This is a genomic window from Micromonospora sp. CNZ309 (genome assembly GCF_002846525.1).
Genome location: NZ_PJNG01000001.1, coordinates 6,740,470 through 6,764,840 on the forward strand (window position 1 = coordinate 6,740,470; position 24,371 = coordinate 6,764,840).

Annotated in this window: 26 protein-coding genes; 12 read left to right on the top strand and 14 right to left on the bottom strand. The window is 74.5% G+C overall.

All coding sequences use genetic code 11. The features are described 5' to 3' along the window. From CLT72_RS29010 to CLT72_RS29025, 4 genes are all read right to left on the bottom strand, one after another. A complete protein-coding gene (locus CLT72_RS29010) occupies nucleotides 1–1,791 on the bottom strand; it encodes a non-ribosomal peptide synthetase (RefSeq protein WP_101414460.1) in 1,791 nt (596 codons plus the stop codon). Nucleotides 1,792–1,795: 4 nt separating this feature from the next. After that, complete coding sequence (locus CLT72_RS29015) at nucleotides 1,796–2,617, bottom strand: hypothetical protein (RefSeq protein WP_101414461.1); 822 nt, start codon at nucleotides 2,615–2,617, stop codon at nucleotides 1,796–1,798. Between the two features lie 70 nt (nucleotides 2,618–2,687). Further along, nucleotides 2,688–3,425 (bottom strand): ABC transporter permease, encoded by a 738-nt coding sequence (locus tag CLT72_RS29020; protein ID WP_101414462.1) that lies wholly within the window; start codon nucleotides 3,423–3,425, stop codon nucleotides 2,688–2,690. Then, complete coding sequence (locus CLT72_RS29025; RefSeq protein ID WP_101414463.1) at nucleotides 3,425–4,369, bottom strand: ABC transporter ATP-binding protein; 945 nt, start codon at nucleotides 4,367–4,369, stop codon at nucleotides 3,425–3,427. The genes CLT72_RS29020 and CLT72_RS29025 overlap by 1 nt, the downstream gene beginning before the upstream one ends. 231 nt (nucleotides 4,370–4,600) lie before the next feature. Here CLT72_RS29025 and CLT72_RS31745 point away from each other — a divergent pair, with 231 nt between their 5' ends. From CLT72_RS31745 to CLT72_RS29050, 6 genes are all read left to right on the top strand, one after another. After that, on the top strand, nucleotides 4,601–4,819 hold the full coding sequence (locus tag CLT72_RS31745; RefSeq protein ID WP_144082352.1) for a hypothetical protein: 219 nt from the start codon (nucleotides 4,601–4,603) through the stop codon (nucleotides 4,817–4,819). Nucleotide 4,820: 1 nt separating this feature from the next. Then, nucleotides 4,821–6,296 (top strand): amidase, encoded by a 1,476-nt coding sequence (locus CLT72_RS29030; RefSeq protein WP_101414464.1) that lies wholly within the window; start codon nucleotides 4,821–4,823, stop codon nucleotides 6,294–6,296. Between the two features lie 136 nt (nucleotides 6,297–6,432). Further along, the gene (locus CLT72_RS29035) at nucleotides 6,433–7,416 is read left to right on the top strand and encodes an ABC transporter ATP-binding protein (protein WP_250102380.1); all 984 of its coding nucleotides are present in this window, start codon (nucleotides 6,433–6,435) and stop codon (nucleotides 7,414–7,416) included. Beyond that, nucleotides 7,413–8,249, top strand: a complete 837-nt coding sequence (locus tag CLT72_RS29040; RefSeq protein ID WP_199184669.1) for an ABC transporter permease — start codon at nucleotides 7,413–7,415, stop codon at nucleotides 8,247–8,249. Before CLT72_RS29035 ends, CLT72_RS29040 begins: the two co-directional genes overlap by 4 nt. After that, the gene (locus tag CLT72_RS29045) at nucleotides 8,246–9,439 is read left to right on the top strand and encodes a sensor histidine kinase (RefSeq protein WP_250102381.1); all 1,194 of its coding nucleotides are present in this window, start codon (nucleotides 8,246–8,248) and stop codon (nucleotides 9,437–9,439) included. The genes CLT72_RS29040 and CLT72_RS29045 overlap by 4 nt, the downstream gene beginning before the upstream one ends. Beyond that, nucleotides 9,436–10,041, top strand: a complete 606-nt coding sequence (locus CLT72_RS29050; RefSeq protein WP_101414466.1) for a response regulator transcription factor — start codon at nucleotides 9,436–9,438, stop codon at nucleotides 10,039–10,041. The genes CLT72_RS29045 and CLT72_RS29050 overlap by 4 nt, the downstream gene beginning before the upstream one ends. 9 nt (nucleotides 10,042–10,050) lie before the next feature. Here the strand turns inward: CLT72_RS29050 and CLT72_RS29055 are convergent, their stop codons facing one another. Beyond that, the gene (locus CLT72_RS29055; protein ID WP_101414467.1) at nucleotides 10,051–11,019 is read right to left on the bottom strand and encodes a peptidoglycan DD-metalloendopeptidase family protein; all 969 of its coding nucleotides are present in this window, start codon (nucleotides 11,017–11,019) and stop codon (nucleotides 10,051–10,053) included. A 207-nt stretch (nucleotides 11,020–11,226) separates the two neighbouring features. Here CLT72_RS29055 and CLT72_RS29060 point away from each other — a divergent pair, with 207 nt between their 5' ends. After that, a complete protein-coding gene (locus CLT72_RS29060) occupies nucleotides 11,227–11,952 on the top strand; it encodes a Clp protease N-terminal domain-containing protein (RefSeq protein WP_199184670.1) in 726 nt (241 codons plus the stop codon). Nucleotides 11,953–11,958: 6 nt separating this feature from the next. Here the strand turns inward: CLT72_RS29060 and CLT72_RS29065 are convergent, their stop codons facing one another. Beyond that, complete coding sequence (locus CLT72_RS29065) at nucleotides 11,959–12,477, bottom strand: hypothetical protein (protein ID WP_101414468.1); 519 nt, start codon at nucleotides 12,475–12,477, stop codon at nucleotides 11,959–11,961. Between the two features lie 124 nt (nucleotides 12,478–12,601). Continuing rightward, nucleotides 12,602–12,793 (bottom strand): DNA repair protein, encoded by a 192-nt coding sequence (locus CLT72_RS29070; protein WP_101415456.1) that lies wholly within the window; start codon nucleotides 12,791–12,793, stop codon nucleotides 12,602–12,604. Between the two features lie 334 nt (nucleotides 12,794–13,127). Here CLT72_RS29070 and CLT72_RS29075 point away from each other — a divergent pair, with 334 nt between their 5' ends. Then, nucleotides 13,128–13,790, top strand: coding sequence for a GNAT family N-acetyltransferase (locus CLT72_RS29075; RefSeq protein ID WP_101414469.1), 663 nt, complete (start codon nucleotides 13,128–13,130; stop codon nucleotides 13,788–13,790). 201 nt (nucleotides 13,791–13,991) lie between these two features. On the opposite strand, the gene CLT72_RS29080 is transcribed toward CLT72_RS29075, so the two are convergent. Genes CLT72_RS29080 through CLT72_RS29090 form a run of 3 tightly spaced genes read right to left on the bottom strand, consistent with a single transcriptional unit; the run spans nucleotide 13,992 to nucleotide 15,704 of the window. Beyond that, nucleotides 13,992–14,690, bottom strand: a complete 699-nt coding sequence (locus tag CLT72_RS29080; protein WP_101415457.1) for a TetR family transcriptional regulator — start codon at nucleotides 14,688–14,690, stop codon at nucleotides 13,992–13,994. Further along, entirely contained in the window at nucleotides 14,653–15,147 is a 495-nt protein-coding gene (locus CLT72_RS29085; protein WP_101414470.1) for a DCC1-like thiol-disulfide oxidoreductase family protein, read from the bottom strand. The genes CLT72_RS29080 and CLT72_RS29085 overlap by 38 nt, the downstream gene beginning before the upstream one ends. Beyond that, the gene (locus CLT72_RS29090; RefSeq protein ID WP_101414471.1) at nucleotides 15,144–15,704 is read right to left on the bottom strand and encodes a hypothetical protein; all 561 of its coding nucleotides are present in this window, start codon (nucleotides 15,702–15,704) and stop codon (nucleotides 15,144–15,146) included. Before CLT72_RS29090 ends, CLT72_RS29085 begins: the two co-directional genes overlap by 4 nt. A gap of 166 nt (nucleotides 15,705–15,870) precedes the next feature. On the opposite strand from CLT72_RS29090, the gene CLT72_RS29095 reads away from it, so the two are divergent. Next, nucleotides 15,871–16,227: an STAS domain-containing protein gene (locus CLT72_RS29095; RefSeq protein ID WP_101414472.1), complete on the top strand. Its 357-nt coding sequence runs from the start codon at nucleotides 15,871–15,873 to the stop codon at nucleotides 16,225–16,227. Between the two features lie 6 nt (nucleotides 16,228–16,233). On the opposite strand, the gene CLT72_RS29100 is transcribed toward CLT72_RS29095, so the two are convergent. Together CLT72_RS29100 and CLT72_RS29105 are read right to left on the bottom strand one after the other, a co-directional pair. Then, nucleotides 16,234–17,436 carry a PP2C family protein-serine/threonine phosphatase gene (locus CLT72_RS29100; RefSeq protein ID WP_101414473.1) on the bottom strand — a complete coding sequence of 401 codons (1,203 nt, stop codon included), beginning with the start codon at nucleotides 17,434–17,436 and terminating at the stop codon, nucleotides 16,234–16,236. Nucleotides 17,437–17,511: 75 nt separating this feature from the next. Then, the gene (locus tag CLT72_RS29105; RefSeq protein WP_101414474.1) at nucleotides 17,512–18,963 is read right to left on the bottom strand and encodes a glycoside hydrolase family 3 N-terminal domain-containing protein; all 1,452 of its coding nucleotides are present in this window, start codon (nucleotides 18,961–18,963) and stop codon (nucleotides 17,512–17,514) included. Between the two features lie 167 nt (nucleotides 18,964–19,130). Between CLT72_RS29105 and CLT72_RS29110 the strand changes: the two genes are divergently transcribed. Then, on the top strand, nucleotides 19,131–20,306 hold the full coding sequence (locus CLT72_RS29110; protein WP_089001673.1) for an ROK family transcriptional regulator: 1,176 nt from the start codon (nucleotides 19,131–19,133) through the stop codon (nucleotides 20,304–20,306). A 189-nt stretch (nucleotides 20,307–20,495) separates the two neighbouring features. Here the strand turns inward: CLT72_RS29110 and CLT72_RS29115 are convergent, their stop codons facing one another. Together CLT72_RS29115 and CLT72_RS29120 are read right to left on the bottom strand one after the other, a co-directional pair. Beyond that, nucleotides 20,496–21,524: an ABC transporter permease subunit gene (locus CLT72_RS29115; RefSeq protein WP_101414475.1), complete on the bottom strand. Its 1,029-nt coding sequence runs from the start codon at nucleotides 21,522–21,524 to the stop codon at nucleotides 20,496–20,498. Continuing rightward, nucleotides 21,521–22,531 (bottom strand): ABC transporter ATP-binding protein, encoded by a 1,011-nt coding sequence (locus CLT72_RS29120; protein ID WP_101414476.1) that lies wholly within the window; start codon nucleotides 22,529–22,531, stop codon nucleotides 21,521–21,523. The genes CLT72_RS29115 and CLT72_RS29120 overlap by 4 nt, the downstream gene beginning before the upstream one ends. 119 nt (nucleotides 22,532–22,650) lie before the next feature. On the opposite strand from CLT72_RS29120, the gene CLT72_RS29125 reads away from it, so the two are divergent. Both CLT72_RS29125 and CLT72_RS29130 read left to right on the top strand, forming a co-directional pair. Further along, nucleotides 22,651–23,457: an ABC transporter ATP-binding protein gene (locus CLT72_RS29125; RefSeq protein WP_089001670.1), complete on the top strand. Its 807-nt coding sequence runs from the start codon at nucleotides 22,651–22,653 to the stop codon at nucleotides 23,455–23,457. A 13-nt stretch (nucleotides 23,458–23,470) separates the two neighbouring features. Beyond that, entirely contained in the window at nucleotides 23,471–24,367 is an 897-nt protein-coding gene (locus tag CLT72_RS29130) for a ribokinase (RefSeq protein ID WP_101414477.1), read from the top strand. Nucleotides 24,368–24,371: the final 4 nt, after the last annotated feature.

Below are 24,371 nucleotides of genomic sequence, written 5' to 3' on the forward strand. Positions count from 1 at the left end.
TCACTCGTCCCCTCGGTCGGTGTCGGCGCAGACCTCGGCGAGCCGCGCCACGGTCCGGTTTTCCAGCACGTCACGCAGCGACAGGGTGAGTCCGCGTCGGCGTGCCTCGTTGACCAGTTGGGCGGCGCCGAGGCTGGTGCCGCCCCGGACGAAGAAGTCGTCGTCGACGCCGATCGAGGAGACGGCCGTGTAGGTGGCGAAGAGCTCGCACAGCAGCGCCTGCAACTCGTCGGCCGGCGCCCGCCCGCCGGGCGTCGCCGCGACCTCCGGCGCCGGCAGGGCCGCCGTGTCGAGCTTGCGGTTGACGGTCAGCGGCAGCGCCGCGAGGCTCACCACGGCGCTCGGCACCATGTAGTCCGGCAGGGTCTCGGCGAGGTCCTTGCGCAGCTGCTGCGGGTCGAGCGTCGCGTCCGCCTCGGCCACGACGTACGCGACGAGCTGCTTGACCTCCGGCGCGTCCGTGCGGATCACCGCCGCCGCGTGCCGCACCTGCGGGCTGCGCAGCAGCGCCGCCTCGATCTCGCCCAGCTCGATGCGGTAGCCGCGGATCTTCGCCTGGTTGTCGACCCGCCCGCAGAACTCGTACTCGCCGTCCTCGGTGGGCCGGACCCGGTCGCCGGAGCGGTACATGCGCGAGCCGGGCGGGCCGAACGGGTCCGGCAGGAAGCGCTCGGCGGTCAGGCCCGGCCGGCCCAGGTAGCCCCGGGCGAGCTGGGCGCCCGCGATGTGCAGCTCGCCGATCTCGCCGGGCCGCACCGGGCGCAGCTCGTCGTCCAGCACGTGGAAGCGCACGTCGGGCATGGGCTGGCCGATGGGCAGCGGCCCCGGCGGCACCGGCTGGTCGGGCTCGATGACCACCGTGCTGCACCCGACGGTCGTCTCCGTCGGGCCGTACTCGTTGACGACCCGGGCGCCGGGGTGCCGGCGACGCCAGGCGTCGACGGTCTCGCCGAGCAGCAGCTCGCCGCCGGCCATCAGCTCCCCGGTGGGGGACGCCTCGGCGGGCAGCGCGGTGAGCAGCGGGATGTGCGAGGGCGTCACCTTGACGAACGTGGGCCGCTCCTGCCCGAAGGGCCCGGCGGCGGGCGTGCCCATCTCCTCCAGGGCGCCGACGTGCACGCAGCCGCCCGTCATGAGCGGCGCGTAGAACGCGGTGACCGTCAGGTCGAAGGCGAACGAGGAGTGCAGCAGCGCCCGCCCGCGTACGCCCGGGTAGGACCGCACCACGTGGCGCAGGTACGTGCCGAGCTGGCGGTGCTCGATGACCACACCCTTGGGGCTGCCGGTGGAGCCGGAGGTGTAGATGACGTACGCGGTGTTGGCGGGCCGCAGCGGGGCGAGCCGGTCGGCGTCGGTGACGTCGGTTTCGGGCTGCCCGGCGTACGCGTCCGGGTCGTCGAGCAGGACCCGCGGCAGGTCGGCCGCCGGCACCGCGTGCTGGTCGTCGCCGGTGGTCAGCAGCAGCATCGGCCGCGCGTCGGTGAGCATGTGCTCCAGCCGCTGCGGCGGGTAGCTCAGGTCCAGCGGCAGGTAGGCCGCCCCGGCCTTGAGGGTGGCGAGCGCGGCGACCACCAGGTGCGCGGAGCGGATCCCGATCGCGACGAGCCGGTCCGGGCCCGCGCCGAGCGACACCAGCCGGTGCGCGAGCCGGTTCGCCTCGGCGTCCAGCTCCGCGTACGTCCTGCGGTGCTCGCCCCACACGACGGCGGTCGCGTGCGGGGTGCGCCGCACCTGTTCGGCGAACAGGTCGGTGAAGAGCGCGGGCTCACCGCCCGCCGGGCCCGGTGCCACCGCGCTACCCCGCGATCCGCAGGCCGGCGTCCGCGCCGGTCATCAGGCCGGAGACCGCCGCGGCGACGTCGGGGTGGCGCAGCATCTGGTCGTGGTCGACGTCGAGCGGGACGGCACGGCCGAAGCCCTGCCCGCCCTGGGTCGAGTGCGCGGAGGTGATCGCCGTCGCCGTCGCCCACTGCGGGGTCGGGTCGATCTCCGCCGCCGCCCGCAGGTACCCGACGAACGAGGCGAAGCTGCCGCCCAGCTCGCCCCGGACGTCGTCGTCGAGCCCGAGCCTGCGGCCCGCCACGTCGATCGCGTCGCGGAAGATGCCGGCGAGCGCGGGACCGATGAGGGTGAGGTCCTCGAGGCCGTACTTCTCCTGCACCGCCTGGCCGTCGGCGTGGAACGCGGCGATCTCCTCCGGGGAGAGGATGGTGCGCAGCGCGTCGGCGGCGGCGTGGAAGTCCCGGTAGAGCCCGACGATGTTCGGCAACTCCGGGTCCAGCAGGATCAGCCTGGGCGCCTCGTCCTGCGTCTCGGCCAGCCGGGACGCGAGGGGGGCGGCGAAGACCGCGCCCACGCAGTAGCCGATCACGGTGTCGACGGTGCGTTCCCGCCGGCGTACGCCCTTCGCCCACCGCTCGACGTAGTCGGCGCCGGACATGGTGTCCTCGGCGCCGGAGGCGGGTGCCACGGTCTCCCAGATCTCGCCGGGCGCGCTCAGCAGGGGGACCAGGTCGCGGAAGCACGCCTGGGTGCGGCCGGTGCTGGTGAAGTCGACGGTGAGCGTGAGGCCGCCCGACCCGCCCTTGCGCAGTATCTGCCAGGAGTTCTTCTTCACGATGCAATCCCTCGTCGTAGCGGTGCGTACGTTCGTCGTGCGGGGTGTGGGAGGCCCGTCGGCTCCCGGCTCAGACGCGGGCGCTGTCGCGCACGTACCGCAGGGTCACGGCGGCGCCGAGCACGATGGTCCAGCCCGCGAGCACCAGGGCCGCGAGCCCGAGGCGGGAGTCGGCCTCGAACGGGCTGTGGCCGACCTCGGCCAGCCAGTGGCTCGGCATGACGGCGGACACCGCCTGGAGCCACTCGGGGAACGCGACCGACGGGAACAGCGCGCCGCCGAGCACCCCGAGCAGCATGTGCGAGACGGAGGTGAGGACCTGCACGCTCTCGGCCGTGGCGACCTGGCCGATGAAGACGCCCAGCAGCGCGAACGGCAGCGTGCCGAGCCAGACCCCGAGCACCAGCTGGAGCCAGCCGCCCAGCGGTAGCCGGACGCCCTGCAACAGCGCGCCGGTGAGCGCCACCGCCGTGATCGCCGGCAGCGCCACCACCATCGCCGCGGCCAGCTTCGCGGTCAGGTACGACGTCGGCGACAGCGGGGTGATGCGCAACTGGCGCTGCCACCCCGTCGACCGCTCGATCGCCACCCGGGTGCCGACGTTCAACGCTACGAAGAGCGCGCCGAAGGCGGCGAGCCCGCCCAGCAGGTGCTCGCTGAAGTTGATGCCGGTGCGCTCGACGACCTCACCGCGGAACAGGTTGGCCTGCATGAGGTAGAGCAGCGTCGGGAACAGGAACGCGACGATCCAGAACTTGCGGGCGCGGATCACCCGCTTCACTTCGATCTTGAGGAAGCCCGTGCTCATCAGGCGGCCCCGCCCTTCGTGGAGGTGAGGGCCAGGAACGCCTGTTCCAGGCCGAGGGCGCCGATCTCGACGTCGTACGCCCGGGGATGGCGTGCGAACAGCTCCCGGGCGGCGGCGTCGGAGTCGGAGCAGACGAGTTCGAAGCGCTGGCCGCGGGCCTCGACGCTGAGCACGCCGGGCAGCAGGCGCAGCTGCTCCACCGTCGCGTCCGGGACGGTGGCCGACAGCGACCGGCCCGCCACCACGGAACGGATCTCGGCGACCGTGCCGTCGGCGATGACCGTCCCGGCCTGCACGAGCACCACCCGGTCGGCGAACTCCTCGGCCTCCTCCAGGTAGTGGGAGGCGAACACCACGGTGCGCCCGGAGTCGGTGAACTCCCGCATGGCGGCCCAGAACACGTGGCGCGACTCGACGTCCATCGCCACCGTCGGCTCGTCCAGCACCAGCAGCTTCGGGTCGGACACGAGGGTCATCGCCAGCCGCAGCCGCTGGCGCTGACCGCCGGAGAGCCGGCTGCGGCGGTCGGCGATGTCGGTCAGGTCGGTGCGGCGCAGCACCTCGGCGATCGGCAGCGGGGCGGCGTGCAGCGACGCCACCATCGTGAGCAGCTCGCGGATCGACACGTCGTCGAGCAGCGCGCCGTCCTGGAGCGTCGCCCCGATGACGCCCCGGGTGATGGCCTCCCGGGGGGTGTGCCCGAAGACGCGGATCTCGCCGCGGTCGGGGCGGGTGAGCCCCAGGACCATGTCGACGAGCGTGGACTTTCCCGCGCCGTTGGGCCCGAGCAGCGCCACCACCTCGCCGGGCGCGATCCGCAGGTCGATGCCGTTGACGGCCCGCACGTCGCCGTATCTCTTGTGCACGCCCGAAACGTCGATCGCCTGTGGTTCCACCGCACCGGCCGTGGGTGTCGCCACGAGGTTCGCGATTGCGTTGCTCATTGATTTCCCCATTTAGATCGGTGCGGGTATGCGAATAGTATTTATCAGCGCCGCGGAGCGGGGAGCCAGGAACTCCGGGGCCGTCGTCGCGAGGATCGGCGTCCGAGGCGCCTCATTCCGGGGTGGTGAGGGGTGACCGTAGGGGTTACCCCGCGACGGCCGCGCCGCCATCGTCGGAGTTGTCGTGGTCCTGGGCCGCGCATTTTTTGTGGCCCGTTCGGGGAGGTGTTCGTGGCACGCCAGAAGCGGAACGGTGACCGTCATTCGTCGAACGGTGACGCGAAGACGGACGTCTCGGTCCATGACGATGTCACGGCCGAGCCGTTCGTTTTTCCGCACAGCGACTTCTTCCGGCACACACGAATGGGCGCGGAATCGGAATTGACCGGCGACCGGCCCCCGCCGCGGGGCGTCCCGACCGGCCGGCCGGGCCACGCGGCGGTGAGCTGACATGGACCACGTCGCCGCCGCAGCCGAGCGGGCCGACCGGCTCGGGCCGATGCTCGGCACCTTCCTGCACCGCTTCCCGACCGTCGACGCCGGCACCGACGGGCCGCTGCGCGGCACGCTGATCGGCGTCAAGGACGTCGTCGCCGTGGCCGGCGCGCCGAGCACCTGCCAGAGCGTCGTGCACGACGCGGACTGGTGGGCCGACCGCGACGCGACCGTGGTGGCGCGGCTGCGTGCCGCGGGCGCGCTGATCGTCGGCAAGACCACGATGGGCGAGCACGCGCTGTCCCGGCCGGACCCGGAGGCGCCCTTCCCGGTGCCCCGCAACCCGTGGGACCCCCACCGGTTCACCGGCGGGTCGAGCTGCGGCAGCGCCAACGGTATCCCCGCCGGGTTCTTCGACGCGGGCGTCGGCACCGACAGCAACGGCAGCATCCGGATCCCGGCCGCGCTGTGCGGCGTGACGGGGCTGAAGCCGACGCAGGGCCTCCTGCCGGCGACCGGCGTCCGCCCGCTGGCGCGCTCGGTCGAGACCACGGGCCCGCTGGCGCGTACGGCCCGGGAGTGCGCGCGGCTGCTCGCCGTGATGGCGGACCGGCCCGCGGAGCTGTCCCGGCCGCCGCTGGCCGACCTCGCGGGCGTACGCGTCGGCGTCCCGGGTGACCTGGTGCGCTACGCCGCCGCGCTGACCGAGGACACCGCCGCCGCCTTCGCCGCCGCGCTCGACGAGCTGCGGGCCGCCGGGGCGCAGGTCGTCGACGTGCCGTTCGACGAGGCGTTCCCGCTCTTCGCCGCGCAGCTGGTGACGATGCTGGTGGAGGCGTTCGAGGTGCACGGGGCGCAGCTGCGGGCGCGCTGGAGCGACTACGGGCGACCCTTCCGGTGGAACGTCGCGCTCGGCGGTGTGCTCCCGGCGGAGACGTACCTGCGGGCCCAGCGGGTGCGCGGGTGGGGCGCCAGCGCCCTGCGGGCGCGCTTGCGCGACGTCGACGTCATCGCCACGCCCGCCTGGCCGTCCGGCGCCCCCCGCTACGACGACCAGGCCAGCCTCCAGATGATCTCCTTCCTGCCCAGCGCCTGGAGCGCGGTCGGCTTCCCCGCGCTGGCGCTGCCGATGGGCGTCGACGGCGACGGGATGCCGCTGTCGCTGCAACTCGCCGCCGCGCCCGGCCGCGACTTCGAGCTGGCCGCCGTCGCCGACGTCTACCAGCGGCGTACGGGCTGGCACGAGCGGGAGCCGAAGCTGGAGGTCGTGACGGACCTCGCGTCCGTCTGCGTGCCCGAGGCGCCGGCCGACGGCGTCGACCCCGTACGGCGGGAGCGGCTGGCACGGGCGTTCGGCGAGCTGGGCGTCCCGCTGGGGGACGGGGACCTCGACCAGGTGACCATGACGTGGACGAAGGTCGAGGCGCTCGCCGGGGTGCTGCCGGAACTCCCGGTGGACGTGGCGCCGTTCGCCGCCCACCCGGCCGGTTGAGCCCCACCCCGGGAGCACCGGGCCACCGACCGCTCGGCGTCGCTTCCGCGTTCGCGCGTCCGTCGACGCCGGGCGGCGCGCCTGCCCCGGACGTGGGGGACACACGGGTCGGGCATGCGTACGACACGGTGGGAACATGACGCGACGGGGGTTGGAACTGTCGCCCACCGACGGCAGCCTGATGAGCATGGATGACGTCGTGATCGAAGTGGACGGGCTGCGTCGCAGCTACGGGGAGTTCGAGGCGGTGCGCGGCATCTCGCTGCGGATCCGCCGGGGCGAGCTGTTCGCGCTGCTGGGCACCAACGGTGCCGGGAAGACCACCACCATCGAGGTCCTCGAGGGCCTGCAACCGGCCACCGCCGGCCGGGTCCGGGTGCTCGGGCTGGATCCGATCCGGGACCGCAACTCGGTGCGCCCCCGGACGGGGGTGATGCTCCAGCACGGCGGGTTCACGGGCGCGCTCACCGTCCGCGAGACGGTGGAGATCTGGCGGTCGCTCACCGTCCGGCCGCAGACCACCGCGGAGGTGCTGGACCTGGTCGACCTCGGCGACCGGATGAACGTTGCCGTCGAGCAGCTCTCCGGCGGCGAGGGCCGGCGGCTGGAGCTGGCGCTGGCCGTGCTCGGCCGCCCGGAGGTGCTCTTCCTCGACGAGCCCACCACCGGCATGGACCCGGCGTCGCGCCGCCGCACCTGGGACGTCGTCCGCGAGCTCCAGAAGGGCGGCACCACCGTCCTGCTCACCACGCACTACCTGGAGGAGGCGGAGGTCCTCGCCGACCGGGTGGCGATCATGCGGGGCGGGAGCATCGTCGCCACCGGGGCGCCGGAGGACGTCGTACGCACCCTGCCCGCCCGGATCAGCTTCCGGCTGCCGGCCACGGAGTCGCTGCCCGAGCTGCCGCACGCCGCCCGCCTGGTCGAGGGCGACCGGGTCACGTACGAGTCCCGCCAGCTCCAGACCGACCTGACCCGGCTGCTCGAGTGGGCCAACGCGGGCAACATCCGGCTGGCCTCCCTGTCGGCCCGACCGGCCACCCTGGAGGATGTCTTCCTGGACATCGCCGCCGACCACGACCCGACCGACCAGCACGCGGAAGCGGAGGTTGCCCGATGAGCGGGACGATGACGACGCCGAGCCCCACCACCGCCGCCACCTCGGGCGACCGCGCGACCAGGCCCATCTGGCAGATGGCCGCGATGCTCAAGATGGAGCTGCTGGCGCTGCGCCGCAGCTGGACGTCCACCGCGATGTCCGTGGTGACCCCGCTGATGATCGCCCTACTGCTGGTCAGCGAGTACCGCGGCCAGACGGTGCCGGGCGTGCGCCGGGTCGTCAGCGTCACCACTCTGATCATGGTCTTCCTGGTGCACCACCACCTGACCACCGTGTACGCCTCGCGCCGCCAGGAACTGGTGCTCAAGCGGCTGCGCGCCGGGCTCGCCTCGGACCGCACGATCCTGTTCGGCACGGCCAGCAGCACCGTGGCGATCTTCCTCGCGCAGTTCCTCGCGCTGGCCGTCTACGCGGTCCTGGTGCTCGACCTGCCGATGCCCAGGAATCCGCTGGTCATGGTCGTGGCTCTGCTGTTCGGCTCCTCGATCATGGCGGCGTTCTCGGCCGCGCTGTCCGCGATCACCCGCAGCTCCGAGGCGGCCATGCTCACCACCCTGCCGACCGTGGTGGTCTTCCTGGCCACGCCGGGTGCGCTGCTGCCGCTCGGGGCGTTGCCGGAGTCGCTGGAGCGGGTGCTCTGGTTCCTGCCCAACGGCCCGTTCACCGAGGTCATGCGCGTCGGCTGGCTCGGCCGCACCGACGAGGGCCAGACCCTGAGCTTCGCCGGCACCTTCATCGAGACGCTGCCGTCCTTCGGGGTGCTGCTGGTCTGGCTGGTGGTGTCGCTGCTCATGGCGGGCCGGTACTTCCGGTGGGAGCCCCGGCACGGATGATCGGGGCAGCGATCGCGTCACCCGGCCACGGGGACGTGAACATGGACCGGGCGCAGGTCGAGCGGGATCTCGGCCTGCGCCGCGCCCGCGTCGTCACCCTCACCACCGTCGGCAGCGGCGTCCTGGGGACGCTGCTGCTGGCCGCCGCCGGGCTGTCGCGGGAGGACGATCCGGGGTGGACGGCTGCCGGGGCGGTGGGCATCGTCCTGTTCGTCGTCGCGCAGGCCGGCGCGCTCTACGGTGCGATCACCCCGTGGCTGGCGGGGGCCGTACGGCGCCGCCTGCTCGTCGCGTTCGTCGTGGCCGCCGTGGTCTCCGTACCCCTGGTGGGGCCGGTGGGGGCGCCGGAGTGGGCGACCTGGGGCTTCCTCGGCGCGTCGGTGATCGGCTCGGTACCGATGCTGTCGCGCTGGTGGGCCGCCGGCCCGGCGGCGCTGCTGACCGTGGCGGTGGCCGCCGGGGTGGCGCTGCGCAACGGCGCGTCGGTGCGTGACCAGGTCACCATCGTGCTGGTCGCCGGCGTCTCCATGGCCGCGTGGAACGCCCTCCAGCTCTGGCTGTGGGGGCTGCTCGTCGAGGCGCAGCGGGGGCGGGCCGCCCAGGGGCGGCTCGCCGCGACCGAGGAGCGGCTGCGCTTCGCGCGCGACGTGCACGACCTGCTCGGGCACAGCCTCTCGGTCATCGCGCTCAAGGCGGAGCTGGCGTCCCGGCTGGCGGCGACGGACGCCGGGCGGGCCAGCTCGGAGGCGGCCGAGGTGCAGCGACTGGCCGCGTCGGCGCTGGTCGAGCTGCGCGAGGTGGTGCACGGGTACCGTGCGGTGGACCTCGGGGACCAGATCGCCGCGGTGGAGCAGGTGCTGCGTTCCTCCGGCATCCGCTGCGCGGTCGCCCTGCCGCCGGACGACGTACCGTCGGAGATCGCCCGGCAGTTCGTCGCGGTGCTGCGGGAGGCCAGCACCAACGTGCTGCGGCACAGCCGGGCCACCTGGTGCACCATCGAGATCAGCCAGGACGAGGACGAGGTACGGATGACCATGACGAACGACGGCGCCGAGGGTGCGTCGCCCGACCGGCACAGCTTCGGGTTGCGTGGGCTGGCCGAGCGGATGGCCGAGGCCCGGGGCTCGCTGCGGCACCGGACCGACGACGGGGTGTTCCGCCTCGACGTGACGGTACGGACCCGCCCGTGATCAGGGTGCTGCTGGCCGACGACGAGGACCTGATCCGGGCGGCGCTGGCCGCCCTGCTCGGCCTGGAGTCCGACCTGGAGGTCGTGACCGAGGCGTCGGACGGGCGGGCCGCGGTGACCGCCGCGCTCGCCCACCGGCCGGACGTGGCCGTGGTGGACCTCCAGATGCCGGCCCTGGACGGGCTGGAGGTGACCGCGGAGCTGGCGCGCGTCCTGCCCGCCTGCAAGGTGGTGATCCTGACCGGGCACGGCCGGCCGCCCCACCTGCAACGCGCGCTGGCCGCCGGAGCCAAGGGGTTCCTGCCCAAGGGCGCTCCCGGCGGAACGCTGGCCGACGTCATCCGCCGGGTGCACGCCGGGGGCCGGTACGTCGACCCGGCGCTGGCCGCGGACGCCCTCACCGCGCCGGAGTGCCCGCTCACGCCCCGCGAGCTGGACGTGCTGCGACTGGCCGAGTACGACACGCCGGTGGCGGAGGTGGCGCGGCGTACCCACCTGTCGGCGGGCACCGTCCGCAACCACCTGTCCGCCGCGGTCAGCAAGCTCCGCGTGGCCAACCGCGCGGAGGCGTTCCGCACCGCCCGGGACAACGGCTGGCTCTGACGGTGCCGCTCAGATGAGCACGCTCCACGTCACCGGCCCGACGAGGCCGTCGGCGACGAGGCCGTTGCGGCTCTGGAAGGCGCGCACCGCGCTGGTGGTGACCGAGCCGAAGCCGCCGTCGACGAGGAGGCTGGCACCGCGGGCGTTGAGGGCGGTCTGGAGGCCACGCACCAGGTCGCCGGAGTTGCCCTCGCGCAGGGGCAGGACGAGCGCGGTCCAGGTGATCGGGCCGACCATGCCGTCGGCGTAGAGGCCCCGGCTGCTCTGGAAGCTGCGTACCGCGCTGGTGGTGCCGGCCCCGTAGATCCCGTCCACGACGACGGAGATGCCGCGGGCCCGCACCAGGTACTGGATCACCCGGGGCACCCAGCCCGAGGCGCCCTGGCTGACGCTCGGGTAGCCGGTGCTGCCCACCGGGGCCGTCGAGCCGAGGGTGATGCCCCGGTTGGCCAGGAAGACCCGGGGGTCCAGCGAGGTCAGCCGGGGCCGGTGGATCTCGAAGTGCAGGTGCGGGCCGGTCGAGTTGCCGGTGTTGCCCATCAGGCCGATCAGTTGCCCGCAGCTGACCCGCTGGCCGGCGCTGACCAGCACCCGGTGCAGGTGGCCGTAGTAGGAGAAGTAGCTGTCGGCGTGGTTGATGTGGACGCTGTTGCCGGTGCGGCCGGCCAGTGGGCCGCTCGTCGTGTCGCCCGGGTACGAGTTGGTCTTGACGTCCCGGACGGTTCCGTCGGCGGTGGCGTAGATCGGGGTGCCCTGGCTGTTGGCCACGTCCCAGCCGAGGTGACCGGGCCGGCTGGGGCTCTTGTAGCCGGAGGTCAGCGTGCCGCGGGTCGGGTTGCTCCAGCCGGTGACGGCGGCCAGCGCGGGGCTGGGCAGGCCGAGCACCCCGATGCCGGCGCCGACGCCCAGCGCCGTGAACAGGGCGCGGCGCCGTGCCGGTACGTGGAGCAGGTGGCCTGTCTCCGGTGCGTCACACATTGTTGCCTCCGATGTTCGTACCGTGCGGGAGGGTTGGACGATGAAGGCCGAATCGTAAAACTTCTATATCGAGCGAGGCAATGGCGAAACTTTCCTACGAGTGGTCGCCGGCTGTCATCCGCCGAGGTCGACGGGGCTGCGGGCGTCGTCGACCCCGATCGTCAACTTCCGGTTGACGGCACGGACTCGTCAACCTATGGTTGACGCATGACGGAGCCAGTGCAGATGACCAACCCCGTACGCCTGGACGACCTGATCCGGGCGATCAAGAAGGCGCACACCGACGCGCTCGACCAGCTCACCGACGCGGTCATCGCGGCCGACCACCTCGGTGAGGTCGCCGACCACCTGATCGGCCACTTCGTCGACCAGGCACGCCGCTCCGGCGCGTCCTGGACCGAGATCGGCCGCAGCATGGGCGTCAGCAAGCAGGCGGCGCAGAAGCGCTTCGTCCCGAAGGCCGACGAGACGCCGCCCGACCCGCAGCAGGGCTTCTCCCGGTTCACCCCCCGCGCGCGCAACGTGGTGATGGCCTCGCAGAACGAGGCCAGGGCCACCGGGCACGCCGAGATCCGCCCCGAGCACCTGGTGCTGGGGCTGCTCAGCGAGCCGGAGGCCCTGGCCGCGAAGGCGATCGTCGCCCAGCAGGTGCCGCTGGAGCGCGTACGCGAGGCCGCGACGGCGGCGCTGCCGCCCTCGACCGCCGAGGTGCCCGACCTGATCCCGTACGACGCCCAGGGCAAGAAGGCGCTGGAGCTGACCTTCCGGGAGGCCCTGCGCCTCGGGCACAACTACGTCGGCACCGAGCACATCCTGCTCGCGCTGCTGGAGCACGAGAACGGCGCCGGGGTCCTCAGCGGGCTCGGCGTCAGCAAGGCCGCGACCGAGGAGTGGGTGGCGGCGGCCCTGCGGGCCGTCCAGATGCGCGAATGACCCGCCTCAGGGCGCGGCGGGGAAACCGTAGCGGGCGGCGTGCTCGGGGTCCGTCGGGTCCACCTGGCGGATCCCGGCGTCGGCGAGCCGCTTGTTGACCTCGTCGAGCCGTTCGCGCACCAGCCGGGCCTCCTCCTCGGTGACCCGGCCCCGGTGCGGCCGGCCGGCGTGCTCGATCGTGCCGTAGTCGACCCGCTCCGCGCCCTTGCGGGCCTTCGGCGGGCGGACCCGCTCGGCGGTCCTCAGCAGCTGCGCCATCGGCACGTCGGTCGCCATCGCGTCGAACTCGCTCGCGGTGAGCACCACCCGGCGCGGCTCGCCGTCGCCGTGCCGGTCGTGGATCTCGACCACCGCGACGTCCAGCGCGGCGTCGTCGATGCTCTCCACCTCGGCCGGGGTGGCGTCCAGCCGCACGGGCCCCGCGACCAGGTCCGGGTGTTCCAGGACGACGACGCGGACCACCTCGTCGTCGGGCTGGATGACCGTGCCGCTGAAGTCGGAGACGTGGATCGTCTTCTTGCCCATGCGCGGAGCTTCTCCTGTCGTAGGCCGGGATGCCGGACCAGAAGAAATTACCCGACAGGTGTGCGAAAGCCCCCGGTGGACCGTCCGGGTGTGTCGCGGGACGACCGGGCCGCGCACGGGGTGGTCAGTGGATGTTCCGGCCGCCGCGCGACGCGGCGCCCGCGGGCTGCTTGTCGACCTCGCTCCACGGGAGCGCCTCGGGCCCGGCGCGGTGGCCCCGGTACGCCGACTGGGCCGGGAACCACCCGGTGGCCTCGGTGCATCGCCAGAGTCGCTCCGGGTCCTGGTGGTACCGGTCGTTCGGCTGATTCGGCATGACCATACCGTCCCAAACAAAGTTGTCCATGTATGAAAATGAATATGACGGCCGATCGATGCGTCTGGTTCCCGTGATCGACCCTCGTCCCACGAATCGGCGGTCATCGGTGTGTCGATACGTCTACCCGCCCGCCACGCCACCCAATCATCGCGCGCGTCCCCGCTGCGCGGGGCGGGTTCCGTCGGGTCACGGGGACCCGCGCCGGTCCACCCCCGACGGGTTCGCGCGCGCGTTGCGCCGCGCCCGCGTACGGTGATCGTCGGCGAGGCGGGCGGCGTCGGCGGCCCGGCCTCCGGGGTGACGACCGACGGCCGTGGGGAGGTGACCGGCGATGCTCGACCGGCGGCTGCACCTGCACCTGGCGAGCTGGCTCGGCCAGTGGCCGGCCGGGCCCGGGCTGCACGTGGTCGGCTCGCACCGGCGGGCCCGACCGGCCTGGGACGGCCGGCTCCGGCCGGCCGTCGCGGTGGCCGCCGGCGCGAGCACGGTGCTCTCCGTCGCCCCCGACCGGGTCGCGGCGGTCCGCGAGCTGGCCCGGCGGCCGTGCGGCCCGCCGCTCGCGGCGTTGCCCGCCGCGGTCGGCCGACCCGGCTGGGCGGTGCACGACGACGTCTTCCGGTGGAGCGTGGCGCCGACCCCGCTGCCGGACGCGGGGGAGTGGACGGCCCCGACCGCCGCCGGGCTGCCGTCCTGGCTGCGCCTGTTCGACCGGCCGGTCCTGGTGGCCCGCGACGCCCAGGGCCGCTACCTGTCCGGGGTCGGGATCAAGCGGCACGACGCGTACGGCCACGAGCTGGCGGTCGGCACCGTACCGGCGGCCCGGGGGCGGGGACTGGCCCGGCGGTTGGTCGCCCAGGCGGCGCGCCGGGTGCTCGACGAGGGGGCCGTCCCCACGTACCTGCACGACCCCGCGAACACCGCCTCCGCCCGGGTGGCGACCGCCGCCGGCTTCGCCGACCGGGGCTGGCGGTCGTTCGGCGTCTATCCGCCCTGAGCGTGCCCTGGGGCGGGGCGCGGACCGTGGTTCCCGGGCCGGATCCACGGTCCGCAGTCTCCCCCCAGGGCCCGCGGGTGGTGTGCGCACCCATCACGCTACGTATCGGTGAGGGCGTCGGCAAGGTGCCACAGGTGCGATCCGGGTGTCGACTAACGGACTCTGACCTGCGGCTATTCGGAGGATGGCCGCGTTCGGCGGTCAGTGACGCAGCGTACGAATGAGGTCGAGCACCTGCCGGGTCACCGGGCGCAGCACGCGCAACCGCGACAGCCCCACCAGTCGGTCGACCAGCGGCACCGCGCCGTCGATGAGCTGCCGGGTGCGGGCCTGGCCGGGCGAGCGGTCGTAGACCCAGTAGAGCACCACCCCCATGTACGCCAGCCAGAGCAGCTCCGGCAGGTGCGGGCGCAACTCCGGGTCGACCCGGGCGGTGGAGCCGTCCAGCGCCTCGGCGAAGAGCCCGATCGCCGCCTCGCGCGGCCCGGAGGACTCGGCCGAGAAGGGGCTCAGCGGTGAGGTCGGCTCCGCCGCCGTCTTGAAGAAGCTGGCGGCGAAGGAGTGCGACGGGGTGAGCACGTCGATCCCGGCGTGCATCACCCCGGCCAGCCGGGCGGCGAGGTCGCTCTCGCGGGCGAGCACCGGCCCGGCCGCCGCCCGGTGTTCCGTCTGCGCGCGGGCGTAGAACTCCTGGATCAGGTGTTCCTTGGAGCCGAAGTAGTAGTAGGCGTTGCCCACCGCCACCCCGGCCTCCTGGGCGATGGCGCGCATGGTGGTCCGGGCGTAACCGCGTTCGCGGAACAGCCGCATGGCGGTGTCCAGGATGAGCTGCCGGGTCTGCTCGCCGCGCGCGGTCGCCGGCTCACCCGCAGCGGTCGTCGGCGCAGTCTGCTCGGTCATCGGGGCCACCGTATCCCGCCGGGTCGTCGCCCGGCTCCGCCCACGGGTCGCGCACCCGTTGGCGGACCGAGGAGGCGGCGGCGACCACCCGCCGGGCCAGCGGGAGCAGGTGCGGGCGGGCCAGCCGCTCCGCCGTCGCCCGGTGGTCGGCGAGCGACCAGAGGCAGGCGAACCAGGCGCCGTCGCCCGCGTACACCTCGCCGGTGTCCGCGACCACGGTGAGATCCCGCAGCGTGGCGTCGTGGTCCAGGCCGGGGAAGCGCCGCCGGGCCTCGGCCGAGCCGGCCGGCACGAACTCCAGGGGTACGAGCTGGGCGCGGGACGCCAGCCAGCGCCGCGCGGAGCGGCAGAGCGGGCAGTGTGCGTCGTAGAGGACGGTGAACCCCCGGACGCCACCGCCCCCGTGCGCGGTGGCGTCCGGGAGCCCGCCCGACCGGCCCGTGGGTCGGGCGCTCATCGGGCCGGCGGTCCGCCGGCCGGCCCGGTCCCCGCCCCCGGCCCGGCGGGGTGCGGCGCGGCGGGGTGCGGCACGGCGGGATGCGGCCCGGCGGTGGGCTGGGCCCCCATGGGGTACGGCCCCACGGGTCGGGCCCCGGCGGGGTGGGCGTCGCGCGGTGCGGGTGGCATCGGCAGCCGGCCGACCGGGGCGACGGGCGGGTGGGTGGCGTACTGGCGGAGCCGGCCGCGGCGGTACCGGCCGAGCGCGAAGACGTTGAAGAAGTGCAGTGCCCCGAGCACCAGCAGCACGAGGCCGATCTTGAGGGAGAGTTCCTCCATCGCCTGGGCGGTCGAGCCGACCGGGTCGGGGTGCTTCATGGCCACCGTGACGTAGCCGAGATTGAGCAGGTAGAAGCCGACGACGAGCAGGCTGTTCACGGCCCTGGCCAGCCGCTCGTCGGCGAACACCTCCTCCAGGAAGACCAACCCGTTGCGCGACAGCGCCCGGGCCACCCACACGGTCAACCCGATGCTGATCGCCAGGTAGACCAGGTACATCCAGACCTTCGTGTCCATCGCGGACGCCCTTCTTGAACGTGTTCAACTCTTGCCGCCTGAGCGTAGGCGACTTCTTGAACGTGTTCAAGTGGCTCTCCGGGCCGGCGAAGTGCCCCGGCCGGGCGGGGTCGGTATGGTCGAGGCGCGCCGGTGCCGGCGCGTCCTTCGACGGTGAGGCGGGGCCATGGACCGGGACACGCGGGACACGGAGCCGGGGCGGGTCGTCCTGCGCCCGGCCGGCGAGATCGACATGGCCAACGCCCCCGAGTTCGAGGCGACGCTCACCGAGGCGCTGCGCCGGCCCGCCGTCCGGGAGGTCGTCGTCGACCTCGCCGACGTGCGTTTCCTGGACTCCAGCGGCGTACGCGTCCTGGTGCACGGCGCCGCCGTGGGTCGCGAGCGCGACGTGCCGCTGCGGGTGACCGCCCCGCAGCCGGGGGTGGCGCGGGTCCTGCGGATCACCGGGGTCGGCGCCCTGCTCGGGTTCGTCGACGCGGAGGCGGGCCGGCCCGTCGCGCGCGGGTGGCGCGGGCTGGACTGACCGGGCTCAGGGCTCCGCGTTCGCCGCCGCCGCTGCGGACCACTCGACGAGCATCAGCGTCGCGTCGTCCTGGTGCGTACCGCCCTGGTGCTCCGTCACCGCGTGGCTGAGCCGGCGCAGCGTCTCCGCGGCCGGCAGCCCGGAGCCGATGTGCCGTTCGGCGAGGTCGGCCAGGCGGGGCAGTCCGAACATCTCGCCCGCCGGGTCGCGCGCCTCGGTCACCCCGTCGGTGTGCAGCAGCAGCCGGTCACCGGGCTCCAACCGGGTACGGGCCGCCTCGACGTCGCCGTCCGGCAGACCCAGCGGCAGCCGACGGCCCCCGGCCAGCTCCCGCACGGCCCGGCCCCGGCGCAGCAGGACCGGCGGCGGGTGCCCCGCGTTGACGTAGCGCAGCAGCCCGCTGCCGGTGTCGAACTCGGCGAGCACCGCGGTGACGAACCGCGCGTCCTGCCACTCGGCGAGGATCGCGGCGTCCACCGCCCGCGCCAGACCCGGCAGGTCCGCGCCGGCGCGCCGGGCGGCCCGCAGCGCCGCCAGCGCCACCGAGGTGGTCAGCACCGCCGGCAGGCCGTGCCCGACGCCGTCGAGGATCGCCAGGGTCAGGACCCCGCCGTGCACCGCGTAGTCGAAGGCGTCTCCGCCGACCTCGTAGCAGGGTTCGAGCAGGGCGCTGACGACCGCCTCCCCGGTGGCGAAGGTCAACGGCGGGAGCAGGTGCCACAGCAGCTCGGCGGAGACCGCCATCGGCCGGCTGCGTCGCGCCCGGTGCAGGGCGTCGCCGTAGTCCCGCTTGCTGGTGACCAGGTGACCGACCAGCCCGGAGACGAGCCGGCAGCCGTCGCGCAGCGCCTCGTCGGCGAGGTCGGCGTCGGGCGGCGGGAACACCTCCAGCAGCCCCAGCCGGTCGGTGCCATTGACGATCGGCACCCACAGCCGGGGCGGCGGCCCGGTGCTCACGTGCACCTCGACCTGCGTGAAGGCGCGGCCGGCGAGGCTCGTGTCGATCGGCAGCACCGCCGGCCCCGGCCGCTGCGAACCGGGCAGCGGGCGCAGGTCGCGCTGCTCGGCGTCGACCAGGTAGACGGTCGCCGCCGCGCCCAGCGGCCGGAGCGCGGCGGCGACCGTGGCCGCGAGTTCGTCCGGCGGCAACCGGTGGGACCGGGACACGAGGTCGGCCAGGGCCCGGTGCCAGGGATCGGTTGCGGTCATGCCGTCGCATACCCCGGCCGGGCCCGGTCGAAGCCGATCGGGCCAGGTCGGGGTGTGCGACGGCGGGTGCCGGCGTCAGCCGGCCAGGCCGAGCACCTCGGCCGCCGCCCGGCCGCAGGCGTGGCTCGCGCCGTACGTGGTCACGAACGCCCGCGCGCCCGCCGGACGCCACCGCGACGGCCAGCCCATCTCGACCACGGTCACCGGGTGCTCGGCGGCCAGCGCCGTCACCAGCTCCGCCCCGCCCGGCAGCCGGTGCAGGTGGCGGCCGACCAGCACGATCGGCCGGTCCCCGGCGAGCTGGCGCAGGGCGGCCGGCCCGGTCTCGGTGGCGACCACCCGCAACTCCTCCGCGCCATCCAGGTGCGGGCCGAGGCCCCACGGCACCCGCCCCTCGGCGATCGTCGACGCGGCGTGCAGCTGGACGACCAGCGGGCGGTCCAGGCCGGCGAGTTCCCCCTCCACCCGTACGGCGCGTCGCGCCGCCGCGTACCCGAGCCCGTCGGGAGCGACGGACGTCGTGCCGGCGGCCCGGGTCCAGGCGGCGAGCGCGGCGGCGCGGCCGGCCGCCTCCTCCACCCGCGCCCGGTCCAGGCGGCCGTCGGCGAGCGCCCCGACGATCTCCGCGACCACCCGCTCGACCAGCTCGGCGTCGACCTGGGCACCGATGCACAGCAGGTCGGCGCCGGCGGCGAGGGCCCGCACGGCGGCCGGGCCCACCCCGCCGGCGGCCACCGCGGCGCCCTTCATCTCCAGGGCGTCGGTGATGACCGTGCCGGTGAAGCCGTACTCGCCGCGCAGCAGGTCGACCAGGACGGCCCGGCTGAACGTGGCGGGGCCGTCGCCGGTCAGCGCCGGCACCCGGATGTGCGCGGTCATCACGGCCCGCGCGCCGGCCGCGACGACCGCGGCGAAGGGCGGCAGGTCGCGGCGGCGCAGCACGTCGAGCGGCACGTCCACGGTCGGTAGCTCGTGGTGGGAGTCGGCGACCGTCGCGCCGTGCCCGGGGAAGTGCTTGGCGCAGGCGGCGACCCCGGCGGCCTGGAGCCCGCTCACGGCGGCGGCGGAGTGCGCGGCGACCCGGGCCGGGTCCGCGCCGAACGAGCGGGTGCCGATCACCGGGTTCTCGTCGGCGGTGTTCACGTCCACCGTCGGCGCGAGGTTGACGGTGACGCCGAGGCCGGCCAGCTCCGCGCCGATGGCCTCGTAGACCCGGCGGGTCAGCGCCACCTCGTCGATCGCGCCGAGCGCGGCGTTGCCCGGGTACGGGCTGCCGGTGGCGTGCGCCAGCCGGGTGACGTCGCCGCCCTCCTCGTCGATCGCGATCAGCACGTCCGGGCGGCCGGCCCGCAGGGCGGCGGTGCTCGCCGCCACCTGCGCCGGGTCGTGGACGTTGGTGCCGAACAGGGTGTGCCCCGCGAGCCCCTCGGCGACCAGGTCGACCGCCCAGCCCGGGGGAACCGGCCCCGGGTACGCGGCGAGCAGCGTGCCGAGCGCGAGCCGGCGCAGTCCTGGATCCAGCCCCACGTGATCTTCCCCTTTCGTCCCCGGCGGTACGGAGGTCGTACCGGCGGGGGTCGGTGACGTACCGGGTCGGCCGAGCGCCCCGCTCCCGGGCGGCCGATACGCTATCGGCTACCCGCTCGCAGGTCGGTTTACAGTTAGCAAGGTTTATCAAAACTAGAGGACGTGGCATGAGTGCGACCCGGCTGCCCGGCACCCCCCGCCTGTTGCGGGCGCTCAACGACCGCGCGGCGTTGGAGCTGCTGCTGGAGCGGGGGCCGCTGACCCGGGCCCGCCTCGGCGAGCTGACCGGGTTGTCCAAGGTCACCGCCTCGCAGCTCGTCGAGCGGCTGGAGGAGCGGGGGCTCGTCACCCGCGTCGGCGAGCAGGCCGGCGGGCGGGGGCCGAACGCCCAGCTCTACGCCGTGCGGCCGGGCAGCGCGCACGTGGTCGGGGTGGACGTGGGCGCCGACCGGGTGGTCGCGGCCTGCGCGGACATCACCGGGGCGGTGATCGGCCGCGTCGAGCAGTCGACCCAGGACACCGACGACCCCGTGGGGGTCGTGCACAACGCGGTGGTCCAGGCCGCGAGCAGCGCCGGGGCGAAGCTGTCGAGCGTACGGCGGATCGTGCTGGGCACCCCGGGCCTCGTCGATCCCGGCACCGGGGACATCACGTTCGCCTTCAACCTGCCCCGCTGGCACACCGGTCTGCTCGCGGCGCTCCGGGACGACCTGCACACCCCGGTGGTCTTCGAGAACGACGTGAACCTGGCCGCCGTCGCCGAGGCGCAGTCGGGCGCGGCCCAGGGCCTGACGGACTTCGTCCTGGTCTGGGTCGGCGCCGGTGTCGGCCTGGCGATCGTGCTGGGCAACCGGCTGCACCACGGCAGCAGCGGCGCGGCCGGCGAGATCGGCTACCTGCCGGTGCCCGGCGCGCCCATCCCGCGTGACGTCTCCCGCCGGGCGAAGCCGGCGTTCCAGCAGCTGATCGGCGGCGACGCGGTCCGTGAGCTGGCCCGCGCCCACGGCTACCCGGACGACAGCGCCGCCGCCGCGGTGCGGGCGGCGGTGGCCGACGGCACGGCCGGCGGTCCGATGCTCGACGAGGTGGCCCGCCGGCTGGCGCTGGGCGTGGCGAGCACCTGCGTGGTGCTGGACCCGCCGCTGGTGGTGCTCGCCGGCGAGGTCGGCCAGGCCGGCGGGGCGGCGTTGGCCGAGCGGGTGCAGCACGAGGTCGCGGCGATCACGCTGGTCCGCCCCCGGGTGGTGCCCACCGGGCTGACCGAGGAGCCGATCCTGCGGGGTGCGCTGCGTACCGCCCTGGACGCCGTCCGCGACGAGGTCTTCGGCTCGACCGTCGGCTGACCGGGCCCGGCCGCCCGCCGGCGCGGACCGCGCGCCGCCGGCCGCCGACCGGGTTCGGCGGGTGCGGCGGCGGGCGGGCGACATGTGAAGGAATATTTCATCGCGGGCGGGCATGCTGCAAGGTCTTGCCGCGCCCGTGCGGTTCCCGCCCCGCGCCCCGCGCCCCGCGACGTCGCCGGCGGCCCGGCGTCACATCAGGTCGCGGCGGCGGAACGCCACGAAGGCGGCGGCAGTCAGGGCAGCGGTCAGCCCGAGCAGCAGGACCAGCGACGACTGCCAGGTGATCACGTAGAGGCCGTTGCAGGAATTGGAAACCCCGTTGTCGCACGCCCGGTAGTCCCAGAACTCGATCCGGCCGTTGAGCAGGGCGGCCGCGTGGCTGGAGAGCATGTAACGGTCCACCTTGACGACGTCCAGGATCTCCATCACCAGCCGGGCGCCCAGCTCCCACACCACCACGTAGCCGGCGATCACGCCGAGCGCCGCCGAGGTGTGCCGCCCCAGGGTCGCCACGGCGAACCCGATGACGGTGAGCAGCAGCACCAGCAGCATGCCGCGCCCCCAGGTCTCGCCCAACGAGCCCCAGAACTCCCCGTCGAGCCGCCCCGGCCGCCCGGCGAACCGACCGATGAGCCAGAACGTCCCGAGGTACGCCGCCGAGGCCAGCACCGACAGCAGCGCCGTCCCGCCGAGCAGCGTGCCCAGCTTGGTGCCGAGCACGGTCATCCGCCGGGGACGCCAGAGCAGCAGATTGACCACGCCACCGGAGTTCAGGTCGGCGCCGATGTAGGAGGCGCCGACCAGGAAGCCGAAGAGCGCGAGGAAGGCGATGAGGAAGTAGAGCAGCGGCTCGGCCTCCTCGGCGAAGGTGAACACCCCGGTGAGGAAGTCGGCCGCCACGGGCGCCCGCTCCAACAGGGCCGGGTCGACCTCGCTGCAGTCGGCGGGGAAGTACTCCGGCTCCTCCTGCTCGTCCATGTCGTCCGCGGTCGCGAGCCCGCGACGCTGCTCCAGGCAGCGCTGGTAGGCGTGCTCCAGCTCGATCCGCGCCATGGTGGCCTGCCGCTCGGCGGCGGCGAGCTCCTGCGTGCTGGGCCGGTGGGAGTTGGCCAGGGTGGTCGCCGCCGTGACGCCGAACGCGAGCACCAGCAGGACGAGCATGAGCTGCACGAAGCGCCGGGCGCCGAGACGCTCCAGCTCGGCACGGACCAGGTTCACGCGTCCACTCCCCGCACGTCGAGGTCGATCACCGGTTCGGAGGGCCCGCCGTCGGGCAGCACCGAGTCGTCCACCTGCCGGGGCAGCGCCGGGTGCGTCGCCGTGCCGGTCAGTTCGAGGAAGGCGCTCTCCAGGTCGGGCCGCAGCGGCGTCAGCTCGCGTACCCAGAGGCCCGCCTCGCCGAGGGTGCGGCTGACCTCGGTGGCGTCGTCCACGTCGCCCACCACCAGGTGGTCGTCGTGCCCGGTCGCCGCCAGCCCGGCCGCCGTCAGCAGCTCCACGGCCCGCTGCGGATCGGCCACCCGTACCAGCAACTCGTGCCGGTCGAAGTTGGCCAGCACCTCGTCGACGCGCCCGGCGGCCACCCGCCGGCCCCGCGAGATGATCGTCACGTGGTCGCAGATCAACTGGATCTCGGCGAGGATGTGGCTGGAGACCAGCACGGTCACGCCGGCCTCCGCCAGCGAACGCATCAGGTCCCGCATCTCCCGGATGCCGGCGGGGTCCAGCCCGTTCGCCGGCTCGTCGAGGATCAGCAGCTCCGGGTCCTTGAGCAGGGCGGACGCCACCGCCAACCGCTGCTTCATGCCCAGCGAGTAGCCCTTCACCCGCTCGTCGCCCCGGTCCCGCAGACCCACCCGCTCCAGCACCTCGTCGACCCGGGCGACCGGCACGCCGCCGGCCCGGGCGAGCAGGCGCAGGGTGCGGTGGCCGGTGAAGTTGCCGAAGAACTGCGGGCTCTCCACGATGGCCCCGACCCTCCCGGCCACCAGGGGCAGCCCGCCCGGCGAGGGGACGCCCAGCACCCTCATCCGGCCCGCGTCGGCGCGTACCAGCCCGAGCAGGGCGCGCAGCGTGGTGGTCTTGCCCGACCCGTTGGGGCCGAGGAAACCGTGGATCTGCCCGGCCTCCACCACCAGGTCGAAGCCGTCGACCGCCACCCGGCGGCCCTGCCGCACGCTGTGGAAGGTCTTGCGCAGACCCTCGATCTCGATGACCGCGCTCATCCGCGCGGCTCCCCGCTGCGACCGGGCATGAACCGTCCTCCGGTTGTGGTGACCAACGACACGGCGCCCCACCCTATGGCCGGAGCGCCGCCCGTGGGGGGAGCCCCGGCCGTGCGTGGTTGGATGGTCGGGTGACTGGGGACGAGGATCTGGTGGTCAGCCTCGACGGCGTCGGCGTACGCCGGGCTGGCACCGCACTGCTGCACGACGTCGACTGGCGGGTCGAGTTGGACGAGCGCTGGGTGGTGCTCGGGCCGAACGGCGCCGGGAAGACGACCCTGCTCAACCTCGCCGCCGGGCGGCTGCACCCCACCACCGGCACCGCCCACGTGCTCGGCGAGCGGATCGGCCGCACCGACGTCAACGAGCTGCGGACCCGCATCGGGCTCTCCACCGCCGCCCTCGCCGAGCGGGTGCCTGCCGACGAGCGGGTCAGCGACGTCGTCGTCACGGCCGCCTGGTCGGTGCTCGGGCGCTGGCGGGAGAGCTACGACAGCAGCGACGAGGCCCGCGCCCGCGCCCTGCTGGGCCAGCTCGGCATCGGCGGCCTCGCCGAGCGCACCTACGGCACCCTCTCCGAGGGCGAGCGCAAGCGGGTGCAGATCGCCCGCGCGCTGATGACGGACCCGGAGCTGCTGCTGCTCGACGAGCCCGCCGCCGGGCTCGACCTGGGCGGGCGGGAGGACCTGGTCGCCCGGCTGGCCGAGCTGGCGTACGACCCGGACGCCCCGGCGCTGGTGCTGGTGACCCACCACGTGGAGGAGATCCCGCCCGGCTTCACCCACGCGCTGCTGCTGCGCGAGGGCGGGGTGGTGGCGCAGGGGCTCCTCGACGACACGCTGACCGGGGACAACCTCTCCAAGACGTTCGGGCTGCCGCTGGTCGTCCAGCGCTCCGGCGACCGGTTCACCGCCCGCGCCGCCTGACGGGGAGGTGGCGATGCGGCAGACCCGGGTCGTCGTGGTGGGCAGCGCCAACATGGACCTGGTGGGCACCGCCCCCGCCCTGCCCCGGCCGGGGGAGACCCTGCTCGGCACCGACTTCGTCATGGTGCCCGGCGGCAAGGGCGCCAACCAGGCCGTCGCCGCGGCCCGGGCCGGCGCCTCCTGCGTCTTCCTCGGGGCGATCGGCTCCGACTCGTTCGGCGTCACCCTGCGGGCGCGGATCACCGCCGCCGGGGTCGACACCGGGCAGCTCCGCACGACGTACGGCACGTCGGGGGTGGCGCTGGTGATGGTCAACGCCGAGGGCGAGAACGCGATCCTGGTCAGCCCGGGCGCCAACGCCTCGATGACCGGCCTGACCGAGCCCGAGTTGACCGCCGTACGCGGGGCGGACGTGCTGCTCGCGCAGCTGGAGATCCCGGTCGCGACGGTGACCGGGGCGGCCCTTGCCGCCCGGGCGGCCGGTGCCAGGGTGGTGCTCAACGCCGCCCCGGCCGTGCCGGTGCCGCCGGAGCTGCTGGCGGCCACCGACCTGCTGGTGGTCAACGAGACCGAGGCCCAGGCGCTCACCGGGCGCGGCCGGGACGAGCCGTCGGCCCTGCTCGACCTGGCACCCCGGGCGGTGCTCACCCTCGGCGCGCAGGGCGCCTGGTACGGCGACCGGGACGGCACCGCCGTGCACGTGCCGGCGGTGAAGGTCGACACGGTGGACTCCACGGCCGCCGGGGACGCCTTCACCGCCGCCCTCGCGGTGGCCTGGGGCGAGGGCCGGGACGTGGTCGACGCGGTGCGCTGGGCGGCGGCGGCCGGGGCGGCCTGCGCCCGCCGGCTCGGCGCCTCCGTGGCGCTGCCCAGCCGGGCGGAGATCGACGAGCTGTACGTCCCCGCCTGAGCCG